The sequence below is a fragment of the Parageobacillus galactosidasius genome (assembly GCF_002217735.1).
Classification (GTDB): Bacteria; Bacillota; Bacilli; order Bacillales; family Anoxybacillaceae; genus Parageobacillus_B; species Parageobacillus_B toebii.
Genome location: NZ_NDYL01000001.1, coordinates 1,713,066 through 1,736,614 on the forward strand (window position 1 = coordinate 1,713,066; position 23,549 = coordinate 1,736,614).

General features: G+C 39.0%; 17 protein-coding genes, 1 pseudogene and 1 other annotated feature. Of the genes and pseudogenes, 14 read left to right on the forward strand and 4 right to left on the reverse strand.

Annotation, left to right across the window (positions count from 1 at the left end; all coding sequences use genetic code 11):
• Nucleotides 1-396 precede the first annotated feature (396 nt).
• The 10 genes from B9L23_RS09070 (at nucleotide 397) to B9L23_RS09115 (ending at nucleotide 13,807) form a co-directional block, all read left to right on the forward strand.
• A complete protein-coding gene (locus tag B9L23_RS09070) occupies nucleotides 397-4,560 on the forward strand; it encodes a sigma factor-like helix-turn-helix DNA-binding protein (protein WP_089097421.1) in 4,164 nt (1,387 codons plus the stop codon).
• Nucleotides 4,553-4,753 (forward strand): hypothetical protein, encoded by a 201-nt coding sequence (locus B9L23_RS09075; RefSeq protein ID WP_089097422.1) that lies wholly within the window; start codon nucleotides 4,553-4,555, stop codon nucleotides 4,751-4,753. Before B9L23_RS09070 ends, B9L23_RS09075 begins: the two co-directional genes overlap by 8 nt.
• Nucleotides 4,750-6,747: an AAA family ATPase gene (locus tag B9L23_RS09080; RefSeq protein ID WP_089097423.1), complete on the forward strand. Its 1,998-nt coding sequence runs from the start codon at nucleotides 4,750-4,752 to the stop codon at nucleotides 6,745-6,747. The genes B9L23_RS09075 and B9L23_RS09080 overlap by 4 nt, the downstream gene beginning before the upstream one ends.
• A 29-nt stretch (nucleotides 6,748-6,776) precedes the next feature.
• Nucleotides 6,777-7,223, forward strand: a complete 447-nt coding sequence (locus B9L23_RS09085; protein WP_089097424.1) for a hypothetical protein — start codon at nucleotides 6,777-6,779, stop codon at nucleotides 7,221-7,223.
• Between the two features lie 943 nt (nucleotides 7,224-8,166).
• Nucleotides 8,167-8,754, forward strand: a complete 588-nt coding sequence (locus tag B9L23_RS09090; RefSeq protein ID WP_041269868.1) for a glycerol-3-phosphate responsive antiterminator — start codon at nucleotides 8,167-8,169, stop codon at nucleotides 8,752-8,754.
• The gene (locus B9L23_RS09095) at nucleotides 8,741-9,847 is read left to right on the forward strand and encodes an ABC transporter ATP-binding protein (RefSeq protein ID WP_015863686.1); all 1,107 of its coding nucleotides are present in this window, start codon (nucleotides 8,741-8,743) and stop codon (nucleotides 9,845-9,847) included. The genes B9L23_RS09090 and B9L23_RS09095 overlap by 14 nt, the downstream gene beginning before the upstream one ends.
• On the forward strand, nucleotides 9,844-10,770 hold the full coding sequence (locus tag B9L23_RS09100; protein WP_089097425.1) for a carbohydrate ABC transporter permease: 927 nt from the start codon (nucleotides 9,844-9,846) through the stop codon (nucleotides 10,768-10,770). The genes B9L23_RS09095 and B9L23_RS09100 overlap by 4 nt, the downstream gene beginning before the upstream one ends.
• Nucleotides 10,767-11,579, forward strand: coding sequence for a carbohydrate ABC transporter permease (locus B9L23_RS09105; protein WP_089097426.1), 813 nt, complete (start codon nucleotides 10,767-10,769; stop codon nucleotides 11,577-11,579). Before B9L23_RS09100 ends, B9L23_RS09105 begins: the two co-directional genes overlap by 4 nt.
• Nucleotides 11,580-11,597: 18 nt before the next feature.
• The gene (locus tag B9L23_RS09110) at nucleotides 11,598-12,935 is read left to right on the forward strand and encodes an ABC transporter substrate-binding protein (RefSeq protein WP_089097427.1); all 1,338 of its coding nucleotides are present in this window, start codon (nucleotides 11,598-11,600) and stop codon (nucleotides 12,933-12,935) included.
• 143 nt (nucleotides 12,936-13,078) lie between these two features.
• The gene (locus B9L23_RS09115) at nucleotides 13,079-13,807 is read left to right on the forward strand and encodes a glycerophosphodiester phosphodiesterase (protein WP_015863690.1); all 729 of its coding nucleotides are present in this window, start codon (nucleotides 13,079-13,081) and stop codon (nucleotides 13,805-13,807) included.
• A 210-nt stretch (nucleotides 13,808-14,017) separates the two neighbouring features.
• On the opposite strand, the gene B9L23_RS09120 is transcribed toward B9L23_RS09115, so the two are convergent.
• A complete protein-coding gene (locus B9L23_RS09120; RefSeq protein ID WP_089097428.1) occupies nucleotides 14,018-15,349 on the reverse strand; it encodes an APC family permease in 1,332 nt (443 codons plus the stop codon).
• A 231-nt stretch (nucleotides 15,350-15,580) separates the two neighbouring features.
• Here B9L23_RS09120 and B9L23_RS09125 point away from each other — a divergent pair, with 231 nt between their 5' ends.
• On the forward strand, nucleotides 15,581-17,326 hold the full coding sequence (locus B9L23_RS09125; RefSeq protein ID WP_089097429.1) for a cache domain-containing protein: 1,746 nt from the start codon (nucleotides 15,581-15,583) through the stop codon (nucleotides 17,324-17,326).
• A 302-nt stretch (nucleotides 17,327-17,628) separates the two neighbouring features.
• Here the strand turns inward: B9L23_RS09125 and B9L23_RS09130 are convergent, their stop codons facing one another.
• On the reverse strand, nucleotides 17,629-18,753 hold the full coding sequence (locus B9L23_RS09130; protein ID WP_089097430.1) for an IS256 family transposase: 1,125 nt from the start codon (nucleotides 18,751-18,753) through the stop codon (nucleotides 17,629-17,631).
• Nucleotides 18,754-18,954: 201 nt separating this feature from the next.
• Here B9L23_RS09130 and B9L23_RS09135 point away from each other — a divergent pair, with 201 nt between their 5' ends.
• From B9L23_RS09135 to B9L23_RS09145, 3 genes and pseudogenes are all read left to right on the forward strand, one after another.
• Complete coding sequence (locus B9L23_RS09135) at nucleotides 18,955-19,209, forward strand: hypothetical protein (RefSeq protein WP_015863711.1); 255 nt, start codon at nucleotides 18,955-18,957, stop codon at nucleotides 19,207-19,209.
• A gap of 134 nt (nucleotides 19,210-19,343) precedes the next feature.
• Nucleotides 19,344-19,708 (forward strand): annotated as a pseudogene (gene tnpA / locus B9L23_RS09140) (IS200/IS605 family transposase).
• A gap of 31 nt (nucleotides 19,709-19,739) precedes the next feature.
• Entirely contained in the window at nucleotides 19,740-20,786 is a 1,047-nt protein-coding gene (locus tag B9L23_RS09145; RefSeq protein WP_089097431.1) for an RNA-guided endonuclease InsQ/TnpB family protein, read from the forward strand.
• Nucleotides 20,787-21,029: 243 nt separating this feature from the next.
• Nucleotides 21,030-21,273 (reverse strand) — a binding site (T-box leader).
• Nucleotides 21,274-21,842: 569 nt separating this feature from the next.
• Here B9L23_RS09145 and B9L23_RS09150 read toward each other — a convergent pair.
• Both B9L23_RS09150 and B9L23_RS09155 read right to left on the reverse strand, forming a co-directional pair.
• A complete protein-coding gene (locus tag B9L23_RS09150; RefSeq protein WP_015863713.1) occupies nucleotides 21,843-22,292 on the reverse strand; it encodes a hypothetical protein in 450 nt (149 codons plus the stop codon).
• A 110-nt stretch (nucleotides 22,293-22,402) separates the two neighbouring features.
• Nucleotides 22,403-23,527: an NAD(P)/FAD-dependent oxidoreductase gene (locus B9L23_RS09155; protein ID WP_089097499.1), complete on the reverse strand. Its 1,125-nt coding sequence runs from the start codon at nucleotides 23,525-23,527 to the stop codon at nucleotides 22,403-22,405.
• Nucleotides 23,528-23,549 lie beyond the last annotated feature (22 nt).

A 23,549-nucleotide genomic window follows, 5' to 3' on the forward strand; every position in this document is an offset into this window, starting at 1 on the left:
AGCTGTCGATGGTATTTAAGGAAAATTTGAAGATGTTGGAGGGGGCTAGGTTATTGGAAGAAACCTGGTCCTTTTTCATGGATCCTTTGCCGCATTTGAAAAAGCTACCTTTCTAAGAACTATTCTCTTTCATTACTTTTTCAAGTCCTATTTTTACTATTCTTGAATGCTATTTTCTTTCAACAGGGGGAACTTTTATAGGAATATGTATTAAACATTCGTTGCAATCTTCGTTTTCGTACGATGAAAAGTAAGACAAGATAAATGGTTAGAAATTTTGGCTAAACAAATATTTTCGACATAATTCGACTGAAAGAAATATAAATTTTGATATATTTATTGTCAGATATAACATTATTCTTCATTTTTAGCAGAATGAAATAGAAGGGGATTTGTATGCAGGAACAACACCTTTTTTATTTTTTAGAAAAGGATTTAAAAGTCTTAGCTGATTTAGGTGAAGAAATTGAACAAAGTCTTTTTGCTGATCCTCATTCTGTCTTAATAAAGGCACGTCTGTTTTGTGAACAAATTATAAAAGTAGTGTATCAAAATGAAAAATTAAACGAAGTGTATGAGTTAAAACATGTTGAGCGCTTGCATAAATTATTACGTGAAGGGATTATAACTGAGGAAATTCATGAGAAATTTGAATGGATCCGTAAAGAAGGGAATAAGGCAGCGCATGAACCTCAATATGGATCTGTAGAAGATTCATTAAGAGCACATAGGTATATATATGATATTGCTGTTTGGTATATGGAACTTTACGGTGATGTTACATTTACACCTCCATCATATCGAATTCCAAAATTAAAACAGTCACATTCTATTGACAAAACAGAATTGGGTAATTTGATTAATCAAACGATTCAAAAAACATTAGGATATACTTTTGAAGAGAAATTTAAATCACTTCAAGATGAATTGAAGCGTTTAAAGGAACAAGAAATAAATAAGATAGAATCAAATGATTCATTATACAAAAATGATAAGGCTAATCATTCTTCTTTCCGTCTGATTGAATACTTACGCAGCAAGGGATTAGAGGTAATTGATAAACGTGCTTCAGGTGGAACAATTTGGGTTGTTGGTGGTTGGGAATTAAATGAAGTTTTGTTTCCTTTAAAAGAACAAAAGATATATTTTCGCTTTACCCAAAATGGAAGCCGATCCACGAAAAGAAGACCAGCTTGGTATTTGTTGGGTAAATACGAAGGGGAGAGAGAGGATCTATCGAATGAGAAAAAAGATACGATTCCAAATGTCGAAAATGTAATTTCAAAAGAACAAGATAATACAGTAATAATCGATAATAAGGTGTTTCTTTCCATCACAAAAGAAAAGCCTGTTTATCATAAGGTAAATGAAAGTCAACTTTATATCCCAAACCATTTATTACATGTTGAATTGAACTTATATTCGAATACTCAACTTTCTCATTTTGCTGATGTATTTGGTATTAAATATTTTTGTGAAATAACGGATGATCATTTAAGACAGTATTATCAACAACATCAAGAAAATTTTTATAGGTTGTTAATTCAATTTTCATTTGTTGGAGTAAAATTTTCTGGTAATTTACAAAAATTAGCAAACATTGAGGTTAACGAAGATTTAGGGTTCGTTGAAGTAAAGGATTTAACCAATACAGTCGAATTAAAAGAAATTTTCCCGCCACACATCCGAAATATTCTTTATAGGTTCGGAATACAGAATGTTCAACAATTACATGGAGTACCTGTTTCTATGCTGAAATGGATATTTGACAATTTATTTGAGGAAGTATTGTCAATTTTAAAAAAATATGCTGAAAAAAAGTTAGAGAACAAACAAGTATCAACGGTAAGTTCTGTCAAAGGGACAATTGAACCAAAAAGGATTTCTCTTAAAAATGAATCTATTATTATTCCTATCGAACGATTAATGGATCCTATAAAACCGGGAGATTTTCCAGGTTGTAATACCCTTGTAAGAGGATTACTAAACAATAATGTCAAGCAATTGAAGGATTTACCAAATAGGCTGGATGAACTCCATCTAAATCTTAAACATGTTGGTCCAGGAGCTGTTAAGAAGTTTTGGAATCATTTAGTGAACCGTCTTAATATTAGCCCGATTGCTGTGACACAACGTGAACATGTCAAACAAGGTGAACAAATATTATTTGATGGGGAAATTTTGGATATTCCGGCTTTTGTTCGTTCAAAACCAATTGATAAAGATTGGTTTGTTTCCATTGATTCATTGTTAAATAGCTTGGAGGAACAGAAAATTCAAACGTATGAACAAATACCAGCACGATTAGAAGAATTACTGTCGATTCAAGGTGTCGGCCGTTCAAAAGTTGAAAAATTTTTTCACCAATTAAAATTATTATTTGACCATTTGATAGAGGAAGAAAAAAGGCAAAGTGTCATTCAAAAGATGACGAAAGAAGAACAAATTACTTATTTCTTTTCTGAGTTTCAAGGTCGTTTAGAGAAAGTTTTACAAAATCCAGAAATGAGAAAGGAATATAAACTAAATGAACGCGCAATTGAACTCTTCCAACTCAAACATCAAGAACTATTGAACGGTAAGTATTTAACTCTCGAAGAGTTGGGGAATCGATACGATGTGACGAGGGAACGAATTAGACAAATTCTTAAAACATTCCTCACTAGAATATTTCCAATAGGAAAGGAATGGATAGAGCTTTTAAATGAACTAGTAAAAGAGCATAAGGTCATCTACAATACGATTATCGATCAGCAACAATTTACGCACTTTTTAGCAGTAGAATTAGTTGAGCAATACGATATTAAACTTATCTATGAGGGTCGTATTTTTACAAACTTACAAAGACATGAAGTGGCAGAACTTGAGCAGCAAATAAAACAAGAGTTAGTAAAGAAATATAAAGGGAAATTAATAACGAAAGATGACTTAACAGAATTTATAACAAAACAGCAGATGCCTAAATTTTTTGTTGAGTTTGTCATTTTTGAAAACGTGATCGAAACACCTAACGGTCACTACATCTTAAACAGCTACACGAAGGCGGATATTGTGGAAATGGTTTTAAAACAGTATCCACTAGGAGTCGAAGTCTATAAAAACGCTGACGAACTTTGCAAACAAGGAAATGCTATAGTACCTGGAACTTTTGATAATGAACGAGAGTTTACTTCTGTCCTTGGAAGGGAAGAATTTACTGATATTGCTTACCTGTGGGGAAGAGGTGTGTATATTCACCACTCATTTGTTCAAGTAAATCAAGATTTATTAAATAAAATTGCTAAGCACATTACACAATTACTTGAAACACGTGATATAATTTCCATCGGAAAAATCTATCAGTCATTTGAGGAAGAATTAAAAGAAAACCATGTACCAAATGAGTATGCATTATACTTCTTGTTACGGAAATTCACAAAAGAATCGATCAGTTTTCCGAAATTCCCTCGTGTAACAAGAGAGGGAGAGGATTTTAAAAACAATTCGGATATGATTAAAGATTTCATCCGTAAAACGGGGCAAAAGGTATCTTTTGAGCAATTGAAGGAAGAATTTATCATCCAACGAGGATGGAAACGTTTTACATTAGAGTGGAATTTATCGAATGACCCCGAGATATTGAAAGCCGACTGGGGTGTATATACACTTTCAGAGTTTTATCAATCCCTTTCACACGAGGACTTACAGCCTATTATAGAAAAGGTAAAATCAAAGCTTAAACATTCTCCTTTTATTCAAGTTCATGGTGTGTTCCATGAATTAGAATCGTATTGTAAAGGGTTGGGAATTGATTCTTACAGGTTATTATATGATTTGTTGAGAGAACGATATAATGATTTATTCCGTTTCCCGCGTTTCCCACATATTCTAAGATTGGATGCGGAATTCGATTCGATTTCGATGGACTCCATTATAGAGGATTATATTCTCGAACAAGGTCGTGAAGTTTCTCGTGAGGAAGTTTTACAGTGGATAACGGAAGAGATTGGTGGACGAAGTAATATTCTAGATAACATCTTGTCTCATTCAGATAATATTTTTTACTATACACGAGGACAGTATGGAGAATATATTCACAAGAATGTTTTAGGCTGGAATGAAGAAAAACAAAAAGAGCTTCGTCATTTGGTCTTAAAGAAATTTGAAACTATTCAAGATCGACCATTTATGCTTGTGAAAGAGTGTTTTGACGAAAAATCATTACCGAAGTTAGAGATTGATTTGCCATGGACAATCGATTTATTGATCGACTGCTTGAAACGTGATCCAGAATTTCTTTTGCTAGGTTCGATGAATACAATTATTCTTCTTAGCTCAAATGCACAAGGTATTAGAACCAACACGGATTTTGTCGCATACGTAATAGCACAAAAATATGAAGGTGCTGTAAAACTAAATGAATTAAGAAAACGATTAAAAGAGTATCAGTATTCAAGTGATGGGGAATTATTATTTGAAACTCTTCAAGATATGGAAGAGGGCAAAGCACCTTTCGTACGTGTTGGAGATGAATTAATTTTAAAAGCAATACTTTCTGAAATAGGTGATCATGTTGAATAAAAATAATAACTATTTAGTAGAAAAGATAAAGGAATTTGTTCAGGATAAGGATGAGTTTACAAAATCACTAATTTTGAAGACATTTGAACTTGTTCAAGAACGTAATCTCTCCGTTGAAGCTCTTGCAAAAAAAGTAGATCGAGAGATTGATCGTATGCTTCGATCTAGTCAAAAAGGAGAAGATGAGCGTTGATTATCAATAGACTAATATTGCACAACTTTCGTCAATTTTATGGGACACAAATATTAGAATTTGGAAATCAATTGAATAATCAGCTTGTTACCATTATATTAGGAGAAAACGGAAGAGGGAAAACGGGCGTTTATAGAGCGATTTTATTCGCGCTGTATGGAGACTTACTATTAGAACAAGACTCAAGTGATTCAGAGGTCATATTAACAAATATAAAAGCGCTCCAAGAAGACTATAATAATGAACATAAAGGAGTTGTTTGTAAAGTCTCGCTAGATTTTCATCATGAACGTGAACATTTTTTAATTGAACGTTCTATTTATTCGATTATGGAAAATAACGGAAAAGTAATTGAACGCCTACAAGATGTAAAACTCTATCATTATGAACAAGAAAAAACGATTCATGATGAAGAACAAATTAACCAAATGATTAACAAAATGTTAGATGCTCGTGTGAAAAACTATTTTTTCTTTGATGGTGAAAGAATTGAGCGACTCACAAGAGCATCATTGCAACAGCGAAATGAGATAGCAACAGGTATTAAGAATTTGTTAAAAATCGATCATTTGCTAAAAACGAAAGATGTTTTGGTTCATGTTCAAAAACAAATAACGAAAGAGTTACAAAAGCATTCGACAGGAGAGTATCAAAAAAAGTTAAAAGAAAAATTGCGACTCGATGAGGAACTAGAAAAAAACCGTAAAGAAAAATCACAGCTGTTTCAGCAGCTCTCATCGGTGGAAGCGTCAATTTTAAACATTGACGAAAAGCTAAACATGTTTCAAGAAAAAATTGATGAAATTGGAAAAAGAAAAGAACTGGAAAATCGTTATGAAAAAGTTCAGCAAGAATATGGATATGCCTTTCAAAGATTGCAGGAATTTAACTCAACGCTGCAACTAATGCTGTCAAAAGATTCTCTGTATGCTGTAAAATCACAGATTGATATTTTATTAGGTGAAGAGTCAGAAAAATCTTTCGTAAGTCTCGAACTCATTGAACAAATTTTACGAGATTTTACTTGTATCTGTGGGACGACTTTTACAGAAGGATCTAAAGAATATGACGCATTAAAAGGATTACAGCGAGCGGTTGAGTATAAATTAGAGAAGGCTGATTACCTTGATCTCAAAGCAAATATTATGAAACTTATTGGTTTCTTAGAAGATAAAGATAAGCATCTCCAATATTTATTGGAAAGTGTTAACCAAAAAGAGCAGGAATTAGAAGAAATAAGAAGCCAAATTGAATATATCAATCAACGATTAAAAGATACGAAAATTGAAGATTTAGACCAAATCAATGCACAGCGTGAACAACTTGTTCAACAAAAAATAGAAATAGGTGTTCAAATCCGTCAGTTAGATGAAGACTATGAAACTCTTCAAGCGAAGCGAGAACAAAATAACCTTGCGCTTCGCGACTTGAAAGTAAAAAGCGGGGTTCACCAACAATTAATACGAAAACAGGAAGAAGTAACGAAAGCGATTGAAGCAATAGATGAATTAATCCAACAATTCGAAAAAGATGTCATTTCTGACCTTGAGATTGCATCAACACAAAATTTACATTATCTACTAGATGATAGCGGCCGAATGAATATTAAGCAAGTGAAAGTGTTACAAGATTATTCATTAGAGGTGGTCAATCATTTTGGTCAACCATTCTTAGCGAACATATCACAAGGACAACGTCAAGTACTTTCATTAAGTTTTATAACAGCGTTAGCACAAGTTGCAGGTGGAACAGAAACTTTAGAAATGCCTTTATTCATGGATACACCATTCGGACGATTATCCGGAAAACATCAAATGAATCTTTTAGACTTTATTCCAAAGGTTTGCTCTCAATGGATCTTATTAGTAACGGACAAAGAATTTGGTGAAAATGAAAAACGTTGTTTCCTAGAGCAAGGACAAGTTGGAAAGTTTTATATTTTAGAGAGTGTTGAACCAGGGGTTACTCAAATAGTTGAACGTTCTTTGGAATGATGAGTGTAACAGTGTAGGAGGAAAGAAGCATGAGTGGACAAATCTCTTCTTTACGTGTGAGGGTAAGAAAAGAGTACTTACCATTTTACAAAGATTTATTAAAACGAAAAATTTTTAAGGAACATAATGAATTTTTTACTTTTTGTTGCACAGTAGGGAGAGATTTGTTTGAAAAAGAAAACAAGCTATCTCTAGTAGAGCTGTGCCAAGCTTATACGTTTAGTGAATATCAAAAAACAGTATTAAAATGTTTAGCTTACGAAAAAACAAAACAAATTCTTGATGGAAAAGAGCTGTTCTTAAAGGCAGAACAATTGGCTGACCTCGGATTTACGTATTTAATTGAAAATGTGCTAAAAGACTTTGTACTAATTAACGAACAAGGAGAAGTCAGTTTAAATCCAGGAAAAGAGATGGATGTTCAACTCGCCTTATCAAGATTTGTAAGCCAAAAATTTGTGACAGTTCCATTTTAAAATGAAAGCTAGTATAGATTTGTTGGCCTTTCTATGTAGTTATATTTTAGAAAATAAGGGGGCTAAGTCAATTGATGCGGTACCGTCAAGAATTTTGTGTAATGTAAATGGGGTAGGGTTTCTCTGAAATGGATTTGAATTGATAGGGGACTGATTTTCTCCACACAGGAGACTGAATATTCAGTCTCTTGTGTGGAAAGGGAGAGTAAAATGAAAGTGCTCTTGCATGGGGATTCTCCTTTCGAATGGTAGGTCGCACTTTCATTCTACAGGAGATTCGCCAGGCAAGAGCTATTTTTTATGCTTGTTTGATTTTATCTAGCACCACGGGTTATATGTATTTTTTTACTTAAATAGCTAATAAAGTTGACCAGTTAAATTTTAATGAAAATGGTAAAAAATTCTCTGTTACCACTGTTGCGATGAACCGCATCAAAATAGTCACAAATCCGGTCACATATTTTAAAAATAATTTTCGATTACAGAAAGAGATAAACAAACCAAGAAAATGCTCACAACCCTTGTTATGAGTAGGAGTGCGGACATTTTAGGGAATTATGGGAAATTCCTAAACGAGTCTTGACAGGGTAGAGGCCGCTCACTTCAATCCCTCTCGCAATCATCACACAAAGCCCGGACTTGAAATAAAGAGTTCGGGCTTTATTTTTTGTACTTGTCTAGTTCATAAAAACTTGCACAAAAATTTGGCTCAGTTTATAAAAATATCCGAATTTTACAAAAAAACAACCCTCTTTTAACATGCCATTTATAAAAATGGCCTATGATGGAATTAAAAGTGAATGGGTAGGTGGAGAGAAGGAGAAACCGTGAATGCAAAAAGGGAGCAATCTTACTTGCTAAACGCTCCTATATGTTTTCATGGTTTCTTTTTCTTTTACTTTGTGAAAGGGGGATTGTTGTGAGCGAACGGTTGTTGGAGTGTATGCGAAGCGATCGGCTCATTGCCGCAATTAAAAGCCCAAAGCATCTGGAAATGTTCCTAAACACCGAATTGCAAGTCGCCTTTTTGCAAACGGGAAACATTAGCGTGATTAAACGATATGTCGATTTATTAAAAGAGCATCAACGATTTGTTTTTCTTCATGTCGAAAAGATTCCAGGAATTAGTTATGATCGGGAGGGGTTGCAGTTTTTGGCAAAATTTATAAGGCCGCATGGGATTGTAACGACAAAAAGCTCTCTCGTTCAATTAGCGAAAAAAGAAGGGTTGATGACCGTTCAGCGCTTGTTTTTAGTGGATACAGATGCGTTGGAAAATGGCATCAAAAGCATTCATGATGTTCAGCCGGATGCATTAGAGATTATGCCCGGGCTGATTCCGGAAATGATTGAAATGATCCGGAAACAGACGCACGTTCCTATTATTACAGGCGGATTGATTCAACATGAGAAACATATTGAAGCTGCGTTGCAAAGCGGGGCGGTTTCTGTTTCGACGAGCCGTCCATGGTTGTGGAGAAAATGGGAAAGTATAAACAGGGAAGAGGTGCATGCGCATGGCGCAAATTGAATTAGTTCATGTTTATAAGTCTTACAACGGAAAAGAGAATGTCATTCACGATTTAAGTGTTTCCATTAAACCGGGAGAGTTTTTCGTTCTTGTCGGTCCTTCTGGTTGTGGCAAAAGTACGATTTTACGGATGATTGCCGGGTTAGAAACGATTACATCTGGGAAGTTGCTCATCGGCGGGATAGAGGCCAATGATCTGCCGCCGAGCAAACGCAATTTATCGATGGTATTTCAAAACTATGCGCTGTACCCACATTTAACCGTCGAACAAAACATTACATTTGGCCTACATACAAAGAAGATTTCGAAACAAGAACAAAAGCAACGCTGTTTAGAAGCAGCAGAAATGCTTGGTTTGACCGATTATCTTAAACATAAACCGCGCCAATTATCCGGTGGGCAGCGCCAGCGTGTAGCGCTGGCAAGAGCGATTGTCACTCATGCACCGATTTGCTTAATGGACGAGCCTTTATCGAATTTAGATGCAAAATTACGGGCGAAAATGCGTTCAGAAATTCGCCAGCTGCAAAGACGGCTAGGAATCACCATGGTTTATGTTACGCATGATCAAGTAGAAGCGATGACGATGGCGGATCGAATGATGATTTTACACGAAGGGCGGCCGCAGCAAATCGGGGCTCCGCTTGATATTTATAACCATCCTTCCAATACATTTGTTGCTTCTTTCATCGGCACGCCGCCAATGAATTTGGCGGAAGCAAAAGTGTTGGAAAGTTTGCTGCTTTTTGAAAGCGGACGGGCGATGCGTCTGCATCATCGCTTGCCTTCTTCCATACAACAAGTCATTGTTGGCGTTCGGCCGGAACATATCCGCCTTGCCCAGCCAGGCGATGACCATTTTGTGGCGAAAGTCGTCAATGTGGAAGTGTTAGGTACGGAAACGCTCGTCACATTTGAACTAACGAAAAGCGAGCATTGGATTGCACGATGGAATGGGCAATGGAACGTTCATATCGGTGAACGAGTGCCTTTAACTATTGATGAAACAGCTTTCCTTTTCTTTCATGAAAACGGCCAGCGGCTGAATTACTCGATACCTTCTTATGCGGCTGGCAAGGAGGAACACAAATGAATACATCGCTTTCCATGAAATCATCTTCATCGGTTCCTATTCGCCGCAAACGAGCTATATGGACAACGTTGGAAGGAATAGCGTACTTGCTTCCGTCTCTTATTTTGTTTTCTATTTTTCTTTTTTACCCGATGCTGCGAACCATGTATTTAAGTCTCTATGTAACAGATCATCAAGGAAATCCTGTTCAATTTGTCGGGATCGAGAATTTTGTGTATTTGTTAAAAGATGCAAGCTTTCTGCAAAGCGCAAAAGCGACATTGTTGTTCGTTTGCTACACCGTTCCGGCCAGTGTTTTTCTAGCGTTATGTTTAGCGCTCATGGCCAATGAAAAGTTGAAAGGAATCGGTTTGTTTCGCACGTTTTTTTCTTCAACGATGGGCATGAGTGTAGCGGCCTCTTCTGTGATTTGGATGTTTATGTACAACCCTTCGATCGGGGTTATCAATAAAGTGCTATCTTTATTTGGAATTTCAGACGTTCAGTGGCTGCTTGACCCCAAAATAGCGCTCATTTCTGTCGCCATCTCAACGATTTGGATGAATACAGGATTTACCTTTCTTATTTTGCTCGGAGGATTGCAAAATATCGACTCCTCTTTATACGAAAGTGCGCGCATTGCGGGGGTGAGCTACTGGTATCAGCTTCGCAAAGTGACATTGCCATTATTGTCGCCAACGATCTTTTTTGTAACGACGGTTTCGCTCATTCATTCGTTCCAAACGTTTGGCCAAATCGATATTTTAACGAAGGGCGGGCCGATGGACGCAACGAATGTCATTGTTTACTCCATTTATAAAGATGCTTTCATTAATTACAACTTCGGTTCGGCTAGTGCCCAAGCGGTCATTCTCTTTTTCGCTGTTTTAGTGGTTACCTTTTTGCAATTTAAATTCGGAGAGAGGAAGGTTCACTATCAATGAACGTGTTACGAACGTTTCTGTTGTATGCCCTTCTCATCATTTGTTCTGTTGTGGTGCTGTTTCCGGTTGTTTACGCTTTTCTCATCAGTTTTATGGACGGAGCGGAGGTGCTTCAGGGACATATATGGCCGCAGAAGTTTACGATGGCTAACTATGCTGCCGCGTTTCAGAAAGTTCCGTTGCTAGAGTTTTTGTTAAACAGCTTTATTGTTTCGTTGATTGTCATGGCTGGACAGTTAATCGTTTCGAGCTTAGCGGCATTTGCTTTCGTGTTTCTAAACTTCAAAGGGAGAGATGTTCTCTTTTTTCTATGTATCGCAACGATGCTGATCCCTTGGGAGGCAGCGATGATTCCGAATTTTTTGACCGTTCAAAAACTTGGTTGGCTGAATAGCTATTTAGGATTGACGGTTCCATTTTTTGCTTTAGCTTTTGGCATATTTCTGTTGCGCCAGCACTTTAAGACGATTCCATTGGAATTATATGAGGCGGCGCAAGTATCAGGGGTTGGCCGCTTTCGCTTCTTTTGGAATATTGTTCTTCCGTTATCGAAAACGAGCTTAATTACATTAGGAGTTTACAGCTTTTTAACGACTTGGAATATGTATTTATGGCCTTTGCTCGTTACCAATAATGACCATGTTCGCACTGTCCAAATTGGATTAAAGCAAATGCAATCGCAAGAAATTTCGACAGAATGGGGGGTGGTGATGGCGGCAGTTATCGTGGTCATTTTACCAACATTATTGCTGTTGTTTGTCGGGCAAAAGCATCTTCAAAAAGGACTTATGCAGGGAGCGATTAAATAAGGGGGGAGAAAAATCATTATGAAAAAAAGCATTTTTATTTTGTTCACGTTCATTTTTATGATACTGGCTGCTTGTTCAAATCAAAGTGATGAAGCAACGGCCACTCCATCTGAAAACAAAGACGGGAAAACAGAGGTCATTTTTTGGCATGCGATGAGTGGCGATTTAGAAACAGTGTTAAAAGAGATTGTGGAGGAATTTAACCAGTCCCATCCTTCTATTGAGGTGAAGCCGATTTTTCAAGGTACATACGAAGAGGCGTTGACGAAATTTAATACGGTTGCTGGAACGAAAGACACGCCAACGATTATGCAAACATTTGAAGTTGGAACAAAGTATATGATTGATAGCGGCAAAATTCAACCTGTCCAAAAATTTATTGATGAAGAGAATTATGACATATCGCAATGGGAAAAAAATATCGTGAATTATTATACGGTGGATGGAAAAATCTACTCCATGCCGTTCAACTCCTCCACGCCTGTGTTGATTTACAACAAAGATGCGTTCAAAGAAGCAGGATTGGACCCTGAAAAGCCGCCGATGACGTATAGCGAGTTAAAAGAAGCGGCAAGAAAATTGACAAAAAAACAAGGGGGACAAACGACTCAATATGGCTTTTCCATTTTAAATTACGGCTGGTTTTTTGAAGAAATGCTCGCGGTGCAAGGCGGGCTGTACGTCAATAATGAAAATGGCCGCAAGGGAAACGCTACGAAAGCGATTTTTAATAGTGAAGAAGGATTGCGTGTATTCGATTTGATTCGTGACATGTATAAAGAAGGAACGTTCTACAACGTAGGACAAAACTGGGATGATATGCATGCGGCGTTTCAATCAAAGAAAGTCGCGATGTATTTAGACTCTTCTGCAGGAGTGAAAACGATTATCGACAATGCGCCGTTTGAGGTAGGAGTTTCTTACTTGCCAGTTCCAGACGGTGTCGAGCGTCAAGGAGTGATCATTGGTGGAGCGTCGCTATGGATGGCCAAAAATATTAGTGAAAAGCAACAAAAAGCGGCATGGGAGTTCATGAAATATTTAGCAACACCTGAAGTTCAAGCGAAATGGCATGTGAAAACAGGATATTTTGCGATTAATCCAGCTGCTTATGACGAAGAGATCGTGAAAGCGGAGTGGGAAAAGTACCCTCAATTAAAAGTAACCGTCGATCAATTAAAACAAACAAAACCAATACCTGCGACACAAGGAGCGCTTATATCTGTTTTTCCGGAATCTCGTCAAAAAGTAGTGAAAGCAATGGAAAGCTTATACCAAGGTGTTGATCCGAAAGAAGCGTTGGATCGTGCAGCAGCGGAAACGAACCGAGCTCTTGAAGTAGCGAATAAAAAATAAGTTGGAAATCAACAGGGCTGACCTGAAGGCAAATCATCAGACCACACGACCATAATATATAGGACATGGTGGATTGTGCATGAGGTCAGACGCTCATCGGTCGGCTCCTTTGATTTACGCATTCCATGGAGGGGTGGAGAGGAATGGAAATTTATGCTCATCGAGGATTTAGCGGGAAATATCCAGAAAACACAATGCTGGCGTTTCAAAAAGCGTACGAAGTGGGTGCTGACGGGATTGAATTAGATGTGCAAATGACAAAAGATGGGGAAATTGTCGTCATTCATGATGAACGAGTCGACCGAACAACCAATGGGATTGGTTATGTAAAAGACTTTCTTTATAAACAACTTCGTTTGCTTGATGCAGGAAGCTGGTTTCATGACCGTTTTGCCCGTCAACGCATTCCCGCCTTGATGGAGGTGTTGGAGTGGGTTCAAGATTTAGATAAGGAAATAATGATTAATATTGAGCTGAAAAATAATGCCATTGATTATCCGCATTTAGAAGAAAAAGTGCTCAAAATGATTGGACAATTTCAGTTGGAAAAACAGGTGATATTATCTTCTTTCAACATATGTAGCATGCTAAAGGCACGGCGGCTTCATCCGGTGATTGAAATCGGCACATTGTTTGAAGGAGTTAATGAAAGCGCAGTTCCAAGTGCAAAGTTGGTGAATGCGCAAGCCATACATGGAGATTTGCCGTTTGTTTTATCTTCAGAAGGAAAAAAAGCGGCGGCCCAAGGGATGAAATTGCGCGTTTATACGGTGAATGATGCAAAGGTAGCATCGATGTTGCGGAATAAAGAAATTTCAGCGCTAATGACAGACTTTCCGAATGAATTTCTGGCGGAGAAGTGTGAGTCTTGAAAGGTGTGGGATGTTTTTTTTGCGCTGGCGATTTTGTTCGAAGCGGCAGGAGCGGCGATGGTGAAACGGTCAAATGGAGATGAACCAAGAAACCCCACTATACAATCGGACCAATGACAGAACCGAGCGATATCATCTGTTGAAATGTCTCTATGGCGAACAGTGCTAGGCACTGTTCGCCAAATGCATTTTTAGGGTGTGGGTGTTCGTTCAACTTGCTTTTTTCGCCGTTTTATTTTTTTGTTTAGCGGCAAGATTCCAGTAAATAGGAATTCCGGATAATGTGATTAACACAGAAAGAAAAGCATCGAGCGGTTGATGGATGACGGTGCTTCCAATAATGTAAATCGCTCCTATAATCGCAACAATAGGCGTTACAGGATATAAAGGCACTTTATATAACGAATGATCGGACTTTTGATTTTTCCGCAACAAAAATACGGCGTAAAACGCTAAGCTGTAAAATGTGAAAACACTAAAAATGGCGATATCGGTCAAGCGATCAGGGCTGGTCATTAACATCATCGCCACAGCGATCGCTACTTGCAAAACGGTTGCTTGAACAGGAGTGTGAAACGTTGGATGAACGCGTGATAAGAAACGAGCGCCAGGAAACAGTCCGTTTTCTGCCATCGCAAACGGCATGCGTGGGAATGTTAAAATTTTTCCATTTAAACAACCGAAAATGGAAATTAAAATGCCGATCGCAATTATTTTTCCGCCTACATCGCCAAATAGTAACGTTGCGGCTTCTTTTGCGGCGTTCGGGCCAAGCTCGACAATTTTACTAGCAGGAAGTACGTGAAGGATCGCGATATTAACGCCTAAGTAGCAGAGCATGACAATGACAATTCCAGTAATAATGGCTTTTGGCAATGTTTTCGCTGGATTTTTCATTTCGCCCGCCACAAACCCGACGTTCATCCAGCCGTCGTACGCCCAAAGCGTCGCTAATACGGCAGCGCCCATGCTGATTGCTTGGCTGCTTTCGCTTTCCATTCCGAACACAGGCACATCTCCTTGAACCATTCCAAACACGATAATAAGGAAGATCGGAAGCAGTTTTGCTAATGTTAACAAGCTTTGAACAGCTCCGCCATATTGTGTTCCTAGTATGTTAATAAGCGCAAGAAAAAGAACCGCTAAAATTCCGATCCATGTTTCCGTCTGTTTTGAAAAACCGAACACCCCTGCAAATAACGAACCGAAGTATAATCCGAGCGCTCCGATCACCGCTGGGCCATAGATGATCGTTTGCATCCATCCGCATAAAAAGCCCCAAAACTTTCCGTACACCTCTTCTACATAAGCATATAGCCCTCCGGTTTTCGGAATTTTTACGCTCACTTCTGCGATCGTTAACCCGCTCGCTAATGTAATGATGCCACCGATGACCCATGCCCATAGGGCCATTGTCGAATCACCAGCGGCGGCGATGACAACTCCTGGTTTCATGAAAATGCCGGAACCGATGACCGTGCCGATGACTAAAGATGTTGCAACGATAAAGCCAATGCTTTTTCTTAATTCAGTCTGCTCCATTTTGTTCACCTCAAAAAGACAAATGTTTTTTCTATGAGTACAGGATCATTATAGCATAAGAGTAAGTAAATTATTATTTTTTAAAAATTTAAATATTATAGAGAATTAATTTCATTTCTTGACATCTTGACATGAACGAGTTTTTTGTACACGATGAAACATGTCATAATTTTCATGGTATAAATGGTATAGGAAAAATCTACAACGAATGATGTAGGGAGTCGCAGGGAAATGAATTGGATACGGTCACGTATTTTTTGGAAAATTTATATCATTAATTTAGTCGTTATTTTTGCTTTGCTAGCTTTAATGTTTATGATTGCTCGGATGTCTTTGCCTCAAATCACAAAAGAGCAATATCGCCACATGACGGATAAAACTGTTTTGCGAATGAAAGAACAAATTGTTCAAATTGCTGAGGATTTAAATAAGTTTGAGCAATACGTGCAAGACGATCCGCATTTTCGGGTGAATGATGCCAAGCAATGGTCAAAAGGGCTTGAACATATTATTAAAATTTCTCCTTACATTGATAGTGCTACAATATTAGATTCGAACGGATATGTGAAAGGGTTTTATCCTAAGGACTTGAGGCATCTATTAAACTATGACTTAAGTAAGCGCGAATACTTCCAACAAGCGCTGCAAACGAAAAAAGCTTACTTCAGCGATGTCGTCTCCGCTGATACAGGACGTTATTTACTCGTCATTTCTGTTCCTGTTTTAAATGAACAGAATGAAGTGGAGAGAGTCGTCAACTTATCGATGCGAATTGAACAAAATAATCTATTTCGATCCATTGTTCGAAGTTTTCAAATTGGTGAACATGGCTATACGTTCATCGTCGATCGCAATGGGAACATTATTTCTCATCCATCGAAAAAGAGAATCGGCGATAATGTTGCTGAAAATGCCGTTGTACAAAAATTGCTTCGAGGACAATCAGGCTATGAAGAAGTCGTCAATACAGAGGGAGTGGCGATGCTTGCTTCCTATGCGTATATTCCGATTTTACAATGGGGTGTTGTTGCGCAAGTGCCTGTTTCGGAGATTTATAAACCTTATGTGTTGTTTGAAAAGGCACTTTGGTTTGCTTCTATTGCTGCATTTTTCATTTTATCGCTTTTAACAGCGCTCTATGCCCATCAAATTGTTCATCCGATTCGCCGGTTGTGTGATGTGGCAGAAGCGGTCGCAAAAGGAAAAAAACATGTTCGCGCAGACGAAACTGATCGAACGGAAATTGGTATACTCGCAAAGCGCTTCAATTACATGATTGATTCTATTCAACAGTCGGAAGAACTGTTGCGAAAATCGGAAAAACTAGCGGTTGTCGGTGAATTGGCGGCGGGGGTTGCCCATGAAATCCGCAATCCATTAACATCACTGAAAGGGTTTATTCAGCTTTTAAAAGAGGGAGAACGCAATCAGACGTATTTCGATATAATTGAAGCGGAATTAGAGCGATTAAACGAAATTGTCGATGAGTTTTTATTGCTTGGCAAGCCGCATCCAACAAAAAAAGCATACAGCCGCGTATCGGAAATGTTACAACATGTGATGAAGCTTCTCGAAGGACAAGCGCTATTGCATCATGTGACGGTTCAATATTTCGTTGATGAACAACTTCCGCTGCTTTATTGTGACGAAAATCAATTGAAACAAGTGTTCATCAACATCATCAAAAACGCCATTGAAGCGATGCCAAATGGCGGAATATTACGGATCGAAGCGAAACAACGACTAGATTCGATTCTCATTTGCATCACAGACGAAGGCTGCGGCATACCGAAAGAGCGAATGGCCAAGCTTGGTGAACCGTTCTACAGTACCAAAGAAAAAGGGACAGGATTAGGGTTAATGGTGAGTTTTAAAATCGTGGAAGCGCATGGTGGCAAAATGAAGATCCATAGCGAAGAAGGAAAAGGAACGACCGTGTGTTTGATTTTTCCGATTTCCTCAAAGCAGGAGGACTGAGTGAAAGGATCAGTCCTTTTTCTCTTTTTAAATTATCATTTTAAATTATCATTCACGCAACAAAAATTTGATGTGGGCATAAGGCGAACAGTACCTGGCACGGTACCGTCAAGAATTTTGTGTAATGTAAATGGGGTAGGGTTTCTCTGAAATGGATTTGAATTGATAGGGGACTGATTTTCTCCACACAGGAGACTGAATATTCAGTCTCCTGTGTGGAAAGGGAGAATCCCCCTATTTTGTTTATTTACAACATTTGGTTAACAATAACGTTCCTCAAACATTCGCGCGAGGGCTTCATGCTATTCGGCAAATCCTCTTAACTTTCGCCCTGCCCATTTCTCATTAAAATCTTGAATGGTCAAATACACGACTTTTTCCGCAACTTCTAAACTGCTCAAACTGTTCATCGGCTTTAGACGTTTCCGAATCTCTTTGATCGTTCGTTCGATGGCATTCGTCGTGTAAATCACACTTCGAATACTGCTTGGATCATCCATAAATGTAAGGAGGACATCCAACTCATTGGCCCAAGATTGGACTTCCCTTGGGTACTTGTGAGACCATTTGGATTCAAACTGTTGAAACATCTCCAATGCGATTTCTTTATTCGGAGAACGATAAATGAGTTTCAGATCCTCCGCCATTTCGAATTGGTCTTTTTTCCGAACACGATTTAGGGTGCTGCGGACTTTGTGAACGACACAACGCTGCACATCCGCTTTCGGATAAACGGCCCGAAAAGCTTCCTCCAGCCCCGGAAGACCATCAAATACGCCCAGAAGCACTTCCTTGACGCCTCTTTGGTAGAGGTGTTGAAGAATTTCCTGCCATACATAGGCGCTTTCTTGTCCTCCCACAAAGAAATCAAGAATTTCGCGATATCCTTCTTCGTTCACCCCTAACACCACATAAATGACTTCTTTCTCCACGGTTTCGCGACGAAGTTTTACGTATAAACCATCCAAATATAAGACGGAATAACGCTTGTGCAGTGGACGAGTGTGCCATTTCTCGATGTCTTCCTTCACGACATCGGTAATACGGCTGATCGTTGCAGGAGAATAGGCATTGCCTAAAATTCGTTCAATAAACTTGCCAATTTCACGCGTACTCATGCCACTTTGATACATCCTAATGATGGCTTCCTCCAGCCAGCCGGTGTGGCGTTGGTAAGGAGCGAACAATTGGGTTTGAAATTCTCCGTTTCGGTCTCTAGGGACCAAAAGACCTTCCATCCGACCATATTGCGTATCTAGATTTCGTTGATAGTAGCCGTTTCTCATATTTGATGTTCCGGCTTGTTCTATTTCGAGGAAATTCTTGATTTCTTCCCGCATGATCAGTTCTAATTTTTCCTTTACAAACTGACGAATGACGCTTTCCAGTTGATTTGCCCAGTCGACATTCGGTATACTTTTAGACATAGGTAGGGTTCTCCTTTCTCTGGAATGTTTGGGTTCAATCAGAGAATACCCTACCTTTTTTCTTTTGTTCTAGCAAAATGCTTTACACAAAATTTTATACATCATCGCTAGTGATGCATATTGAATCATAGGTACCTATTCTTTTTTCGGTTTTTTGGTAGTGATATAATCAAATTGAAAGAACAAGTTGAGGTGATGGAGATGGAATGGCAGGAAGTGCGTTCACTGTATCCGAACCAATTTGTGAAATTACAAGTATTGAAGTCTCGTTTACAGGGGGATCAGGAGATCATTGAAGAGGTGGCTGTCATTGGAACGGTTTCGGATGAGGACGCAACTCGTGAGTTACTGCAATCAAAAGGGGATCAGCTTGTTTATCACACTAGTCACAAGGAGATTGTCTTAAAAGTTCGTGGAACGATTGGCCTGAGAGGGAAATTTTGTTATGCAGATTGAATAGCGCGATGGGTTATTGTTTACAGAAGAGAAGGCGTGAAAGCCTACTTCTTTAGAGGTGGGATGAAACGCCTTTATTTTTTCAATCATTCATTTTTGTTGGATTTTGTTGGGGAAACTGATACAATCAACGTATGAAACAAGAATACCGACGTACAAAAACCACCGTTTCTCTCATCCACTACCACTTTGTTTTCTACCCGCGCTATCGATGAAAGATATGAACAGGTTCAGTGGAAATTCAGTTTAAAGAACTTGTTCAAGAGATTTGTTCCGAACATCATTGGAACATCCTTGCCATGGCAGTAATGCCAGACCATTGCCATTTGTTCTTAAACTGCCTTCCTACAGATTCTCCATCCGGCATCATGGCCAAAGTGAAGGCTTCTCGGATTTTAGGGCAAGAATTTCCCATCTTGCTCATTTGCCTAGTCTATGGACATGTTCCTTCTTTGTGAGCACCGCAGGAAATGTATCAAGTAAAACCATCCAACGATAGGTGGAAGAACAAAAAACAAGAGGGTGAAACGGTGCAAACATTGACGATTAAAATCCAATTCTTTCCAGATCACCCTGAACTGCTTCGTCAGTTGAGTAGAGAATATATCCATACCGTAAATGTTTTAACCGAACAAGCCGAGAAAGAAGGTTCTTTCCCGAAAGTAACGACAAAAGATGTGGACGCCCATCTTCCTTCGGCGGTTCTGAATCAAGCGATTCGTGATGCAAAAAGTGTATCAAAGAAGATGAAAAAAGAAGGGAAGCGCCCCATCCTCAAAAAACCTGTATATTTCGTCAATAATCAAAACTACACCATTGGCGAGCAAATGATCGCATTTCCGATTATGTTGGATGGAAAAACGAGAAAAACAAGATTTCGAGCGATGGTGACAGAGCGTGATAAAAACCTGATCCAACATGCTAAACTTGGACTGATGCGCATTGTGGAAAAGACAGGAAAGTGGTATGCACAAGTTTCGTTAAGCATCCCTGTGACCAAAAAGAAAAATGAAAAGGTCATGGGTGTTGATCTCGGACTAAAAGTTCCTGCAGTAGCTGTGACTTCGAATGGAAAAACTCGTTTCTTCGGAAATGGAAGGCAAAACAAATACATTCGCCGTAAATATCAACAAAGAAGGAGAAAGTTAGGGAAACTCAAGAAGTTGTCCGCTATTCGCAAAATGAACAATAAAGAGCAACGCATAATGAAAGACATCAACCACAAAATCAGCCGCCAGATTGTCAACATGGCCATCAAGGAAGATGTTTCCGTTATTAAACTTGAAAAGCTGACGAACATTCGTCAGACGGCAAGAACAAGCCGTAAAAACGAAAAGCACTTGCATACATGGAGTTTTTATCAGCTTTCCAAGTTTATTGAATACAAAGCTAAGTTAGCTGGAATTTCGGTTGTGTATGTGGACCCGAAATACACCTCTCAACATTGTCCGCAATGCGGAACAAAAAATAAAGCCAGAGACCGCAAGTATGTATGTAGGTGTGGGTACGTCGCGCATCGGGATCGAGTGGGTGCGTGGAATATAATGAAGGCACCTGTGGCAGATGGAGTAGCGTAAGCGAAAGTCTGCCAGCCTACGGAGCTATAGGCTCTGCCGTAGGACGGGGTGATGGCACACCCCTGAACTTGGGGGAACTACGGATACCAGAAATGGACTTCCGACTACCACCCAAGAATCCCACGACTTTAGTCGTGCGGAGTGTCAAGTCGATAGAAATTGTTTATCGAGGAAGGTCCAAGTTGATTGATAATATGGTCATTGATACTGGTGCTGCCAAAAATATAAAAACCCGTCCCTACATATAGGGACGGGTTTGTGCCCGCGCTACCACCCTTATTCCGCATATGTAAAAATCATGCGGCTCTCCATCACGTACAATCATACGCATTCCATTATAACGGTGGACAACCCGTCAAAGCTTACTATGTTTCAGCTTTGCATCTCAGAGATGATCTTCGGATAAGGCCTGAACATCGGCTTTCACCAAACGCCGACTCTCTGTAGAACAGGGATCCTATCTTACTCTTCTCGTCATTGATTTTTATTATTTGAAAATAATTTAGCAGAGTAAAACTGAAATGTCAATATTTTTAGAGTTTATGCTCTTTTTGCAAAAAAAGATCTCTGATCTTCGTGTGAGCACAGGAATATTCCTGCTTATTAACTATGATGTGTCCGTGAAAAACTATATTAAAGCTCCAAGAGAATCAAGGAGATTTTCCAAGAGTGCTTGAAACGAGAATTCCTTTAGTTTCAAAAGCGGCGGATGTTACATATTTTGATGCGAACGGAGCCAACACGCTCGGACAAAAATAGGGTTGGTCAGTCTCGAGTTTGCTTGAATCATTTAAGAATGTAACGGAGGAGTTTCTATCTGTCATCGCTTAACTTACGACAGAAGTGTTTGAGATTCTATTTTTTTGGTGTTTTTATGACATAATTCGACAGAATTTTTGGTACCGTCAAGAATTTTGTGTAATGTAATGGGGTAGGGTTTCTCTGAATTCAATTTTAGACATAGGTAGGGTTATTAAAAATCATTTCAATATCATAGATAAATCCAATTTATCTCTATTTGGATTTGAATTCTACAACCCAAGTGTCAAATGAAATTTAGTATACTATACCAAAGTGTTCCGAAGCACAACGATGACAAGTGCTTTTATCAAATCGATGTTCTGCTGCTACCCTTTTTCCGCAAAACTGGCATTTTCGATATTGCCTTTTTCTAGAGTTGATGGTCTTCATCAATAACTCAAGTATTTTCTCTTTCATTTCTTCTTCCTCAAGACTTCTTAAACTATCGAGCGGAGTGGAGTATTTTGGATAAATAGAAGGATAAGGAGCGGGCATGTACCCATCCCATTGAGTCGCTTCAAACCCGAATTCCATTTCCTCTGTTGTTTTACGCACATAAACTTCGATTTCTGGGTCATATTCAGGATTGTCGAGTTTGAAATAAAGGGTTGTCTTATAAACTGGGTCTGAGTCAAACTGGAAAAAGCTGAATTGTTCATTAATCCATTTCAATACCTTATCTTTATCTTTTGTGTTATGTTTCATGTTTTACTCCCCTAGTCAATTTTCTATTGGATTTTATGCCTGAGTAGCCGTTCGGTCGCCCAAACAGAAAGCGAATTACGATGGTGTTCTTCTTATTGACTCCGGATGTTTTATTCTATTTTCTTAATGGCGCCAGCGACATCATAGTCCAAAGGGTCTAATTCTGTTGGTTTTCCGAGTACGAGCTTTGCCAGTTCAGAACCTAAGTAAGGACCAGCTGTCAGTCCGGATGCGCCTAATCCGTTGGCCACATAGATGCCTTCGAAACCTGGAAGCGCTCCAAAGACCGGAAGAAACCCAGGAGTGTATGGACGAAAACCAACTCTTGTTTCAAGATGAGTACAATTCGCCAGCCCTGGAGCTACGGTTAAAGCTTTGTCTAAAACTTCATGCAATCCACCAGCCGTTACTCTACAATCGAAGCCAACCTCATCTTCATGAGTGGCTCCGATGACAATACGGCCATCTTTAAAGGCAAGGAGATATTGATTATTTGGCGGCATGACAACGGGCCAGTTTTTTGTATCTCTTTCTGGCCTTTCAAGATGAACGATTTGCGCTTTTTGCGGCACCACTAAAAATTCAATGCCTAACGGTAGAAGCAGCTCTTTTGACCACGCACCAGCCGTTGCGATGACGGCATCTCCTACATATTGTCTTCCTTCTACTTCGACACCGATTACTTGTGCACCTTTATGGATAAGTTTTGCGTTTCCTTTGATATAAGCAGCTCCAAGCTTTTGCGCTGCCCGAACTAAGGAGTTGCGAAGTGCTCTTCCATTGACGCGAGCGGCGCCACTGACATGAATGGAGCTATACTCCTCTGCCAATGGCGGAAATAGTGCTTTTGTTTCTTCGGGAGACAATCGCGTAATTTCGCCGATTTCTGGTGCGTCCTCACGACGTTGTAATACTCTTTCCTTGATCTTTTGAAGCTTCTCTTCATCTGTATGAAGACAGATTGCTCCTACACGCTCATATCCCGTTTCCGTTTCACCATAGAATTTCAGTTCTTCGATTAAAGCAGGATAAAATCTCGCTCCGCCTTTCGCTAAACGATACCAACGCTTATTTCGACGCTGGGAAACCCATGGACAAACAATTCCAGCCGCAGCATCTGTTGCTTGGCCTTTGTCACCTCTATCTATTAATGTTACCTTTGCTCCTTCTTTGGCCAAGTGATAAGCGGTAGACGCTCCTAAAATTCCGCCTCCAACGACGATGTATGATTTCATAAAAAACACCTTTTCTATTTTT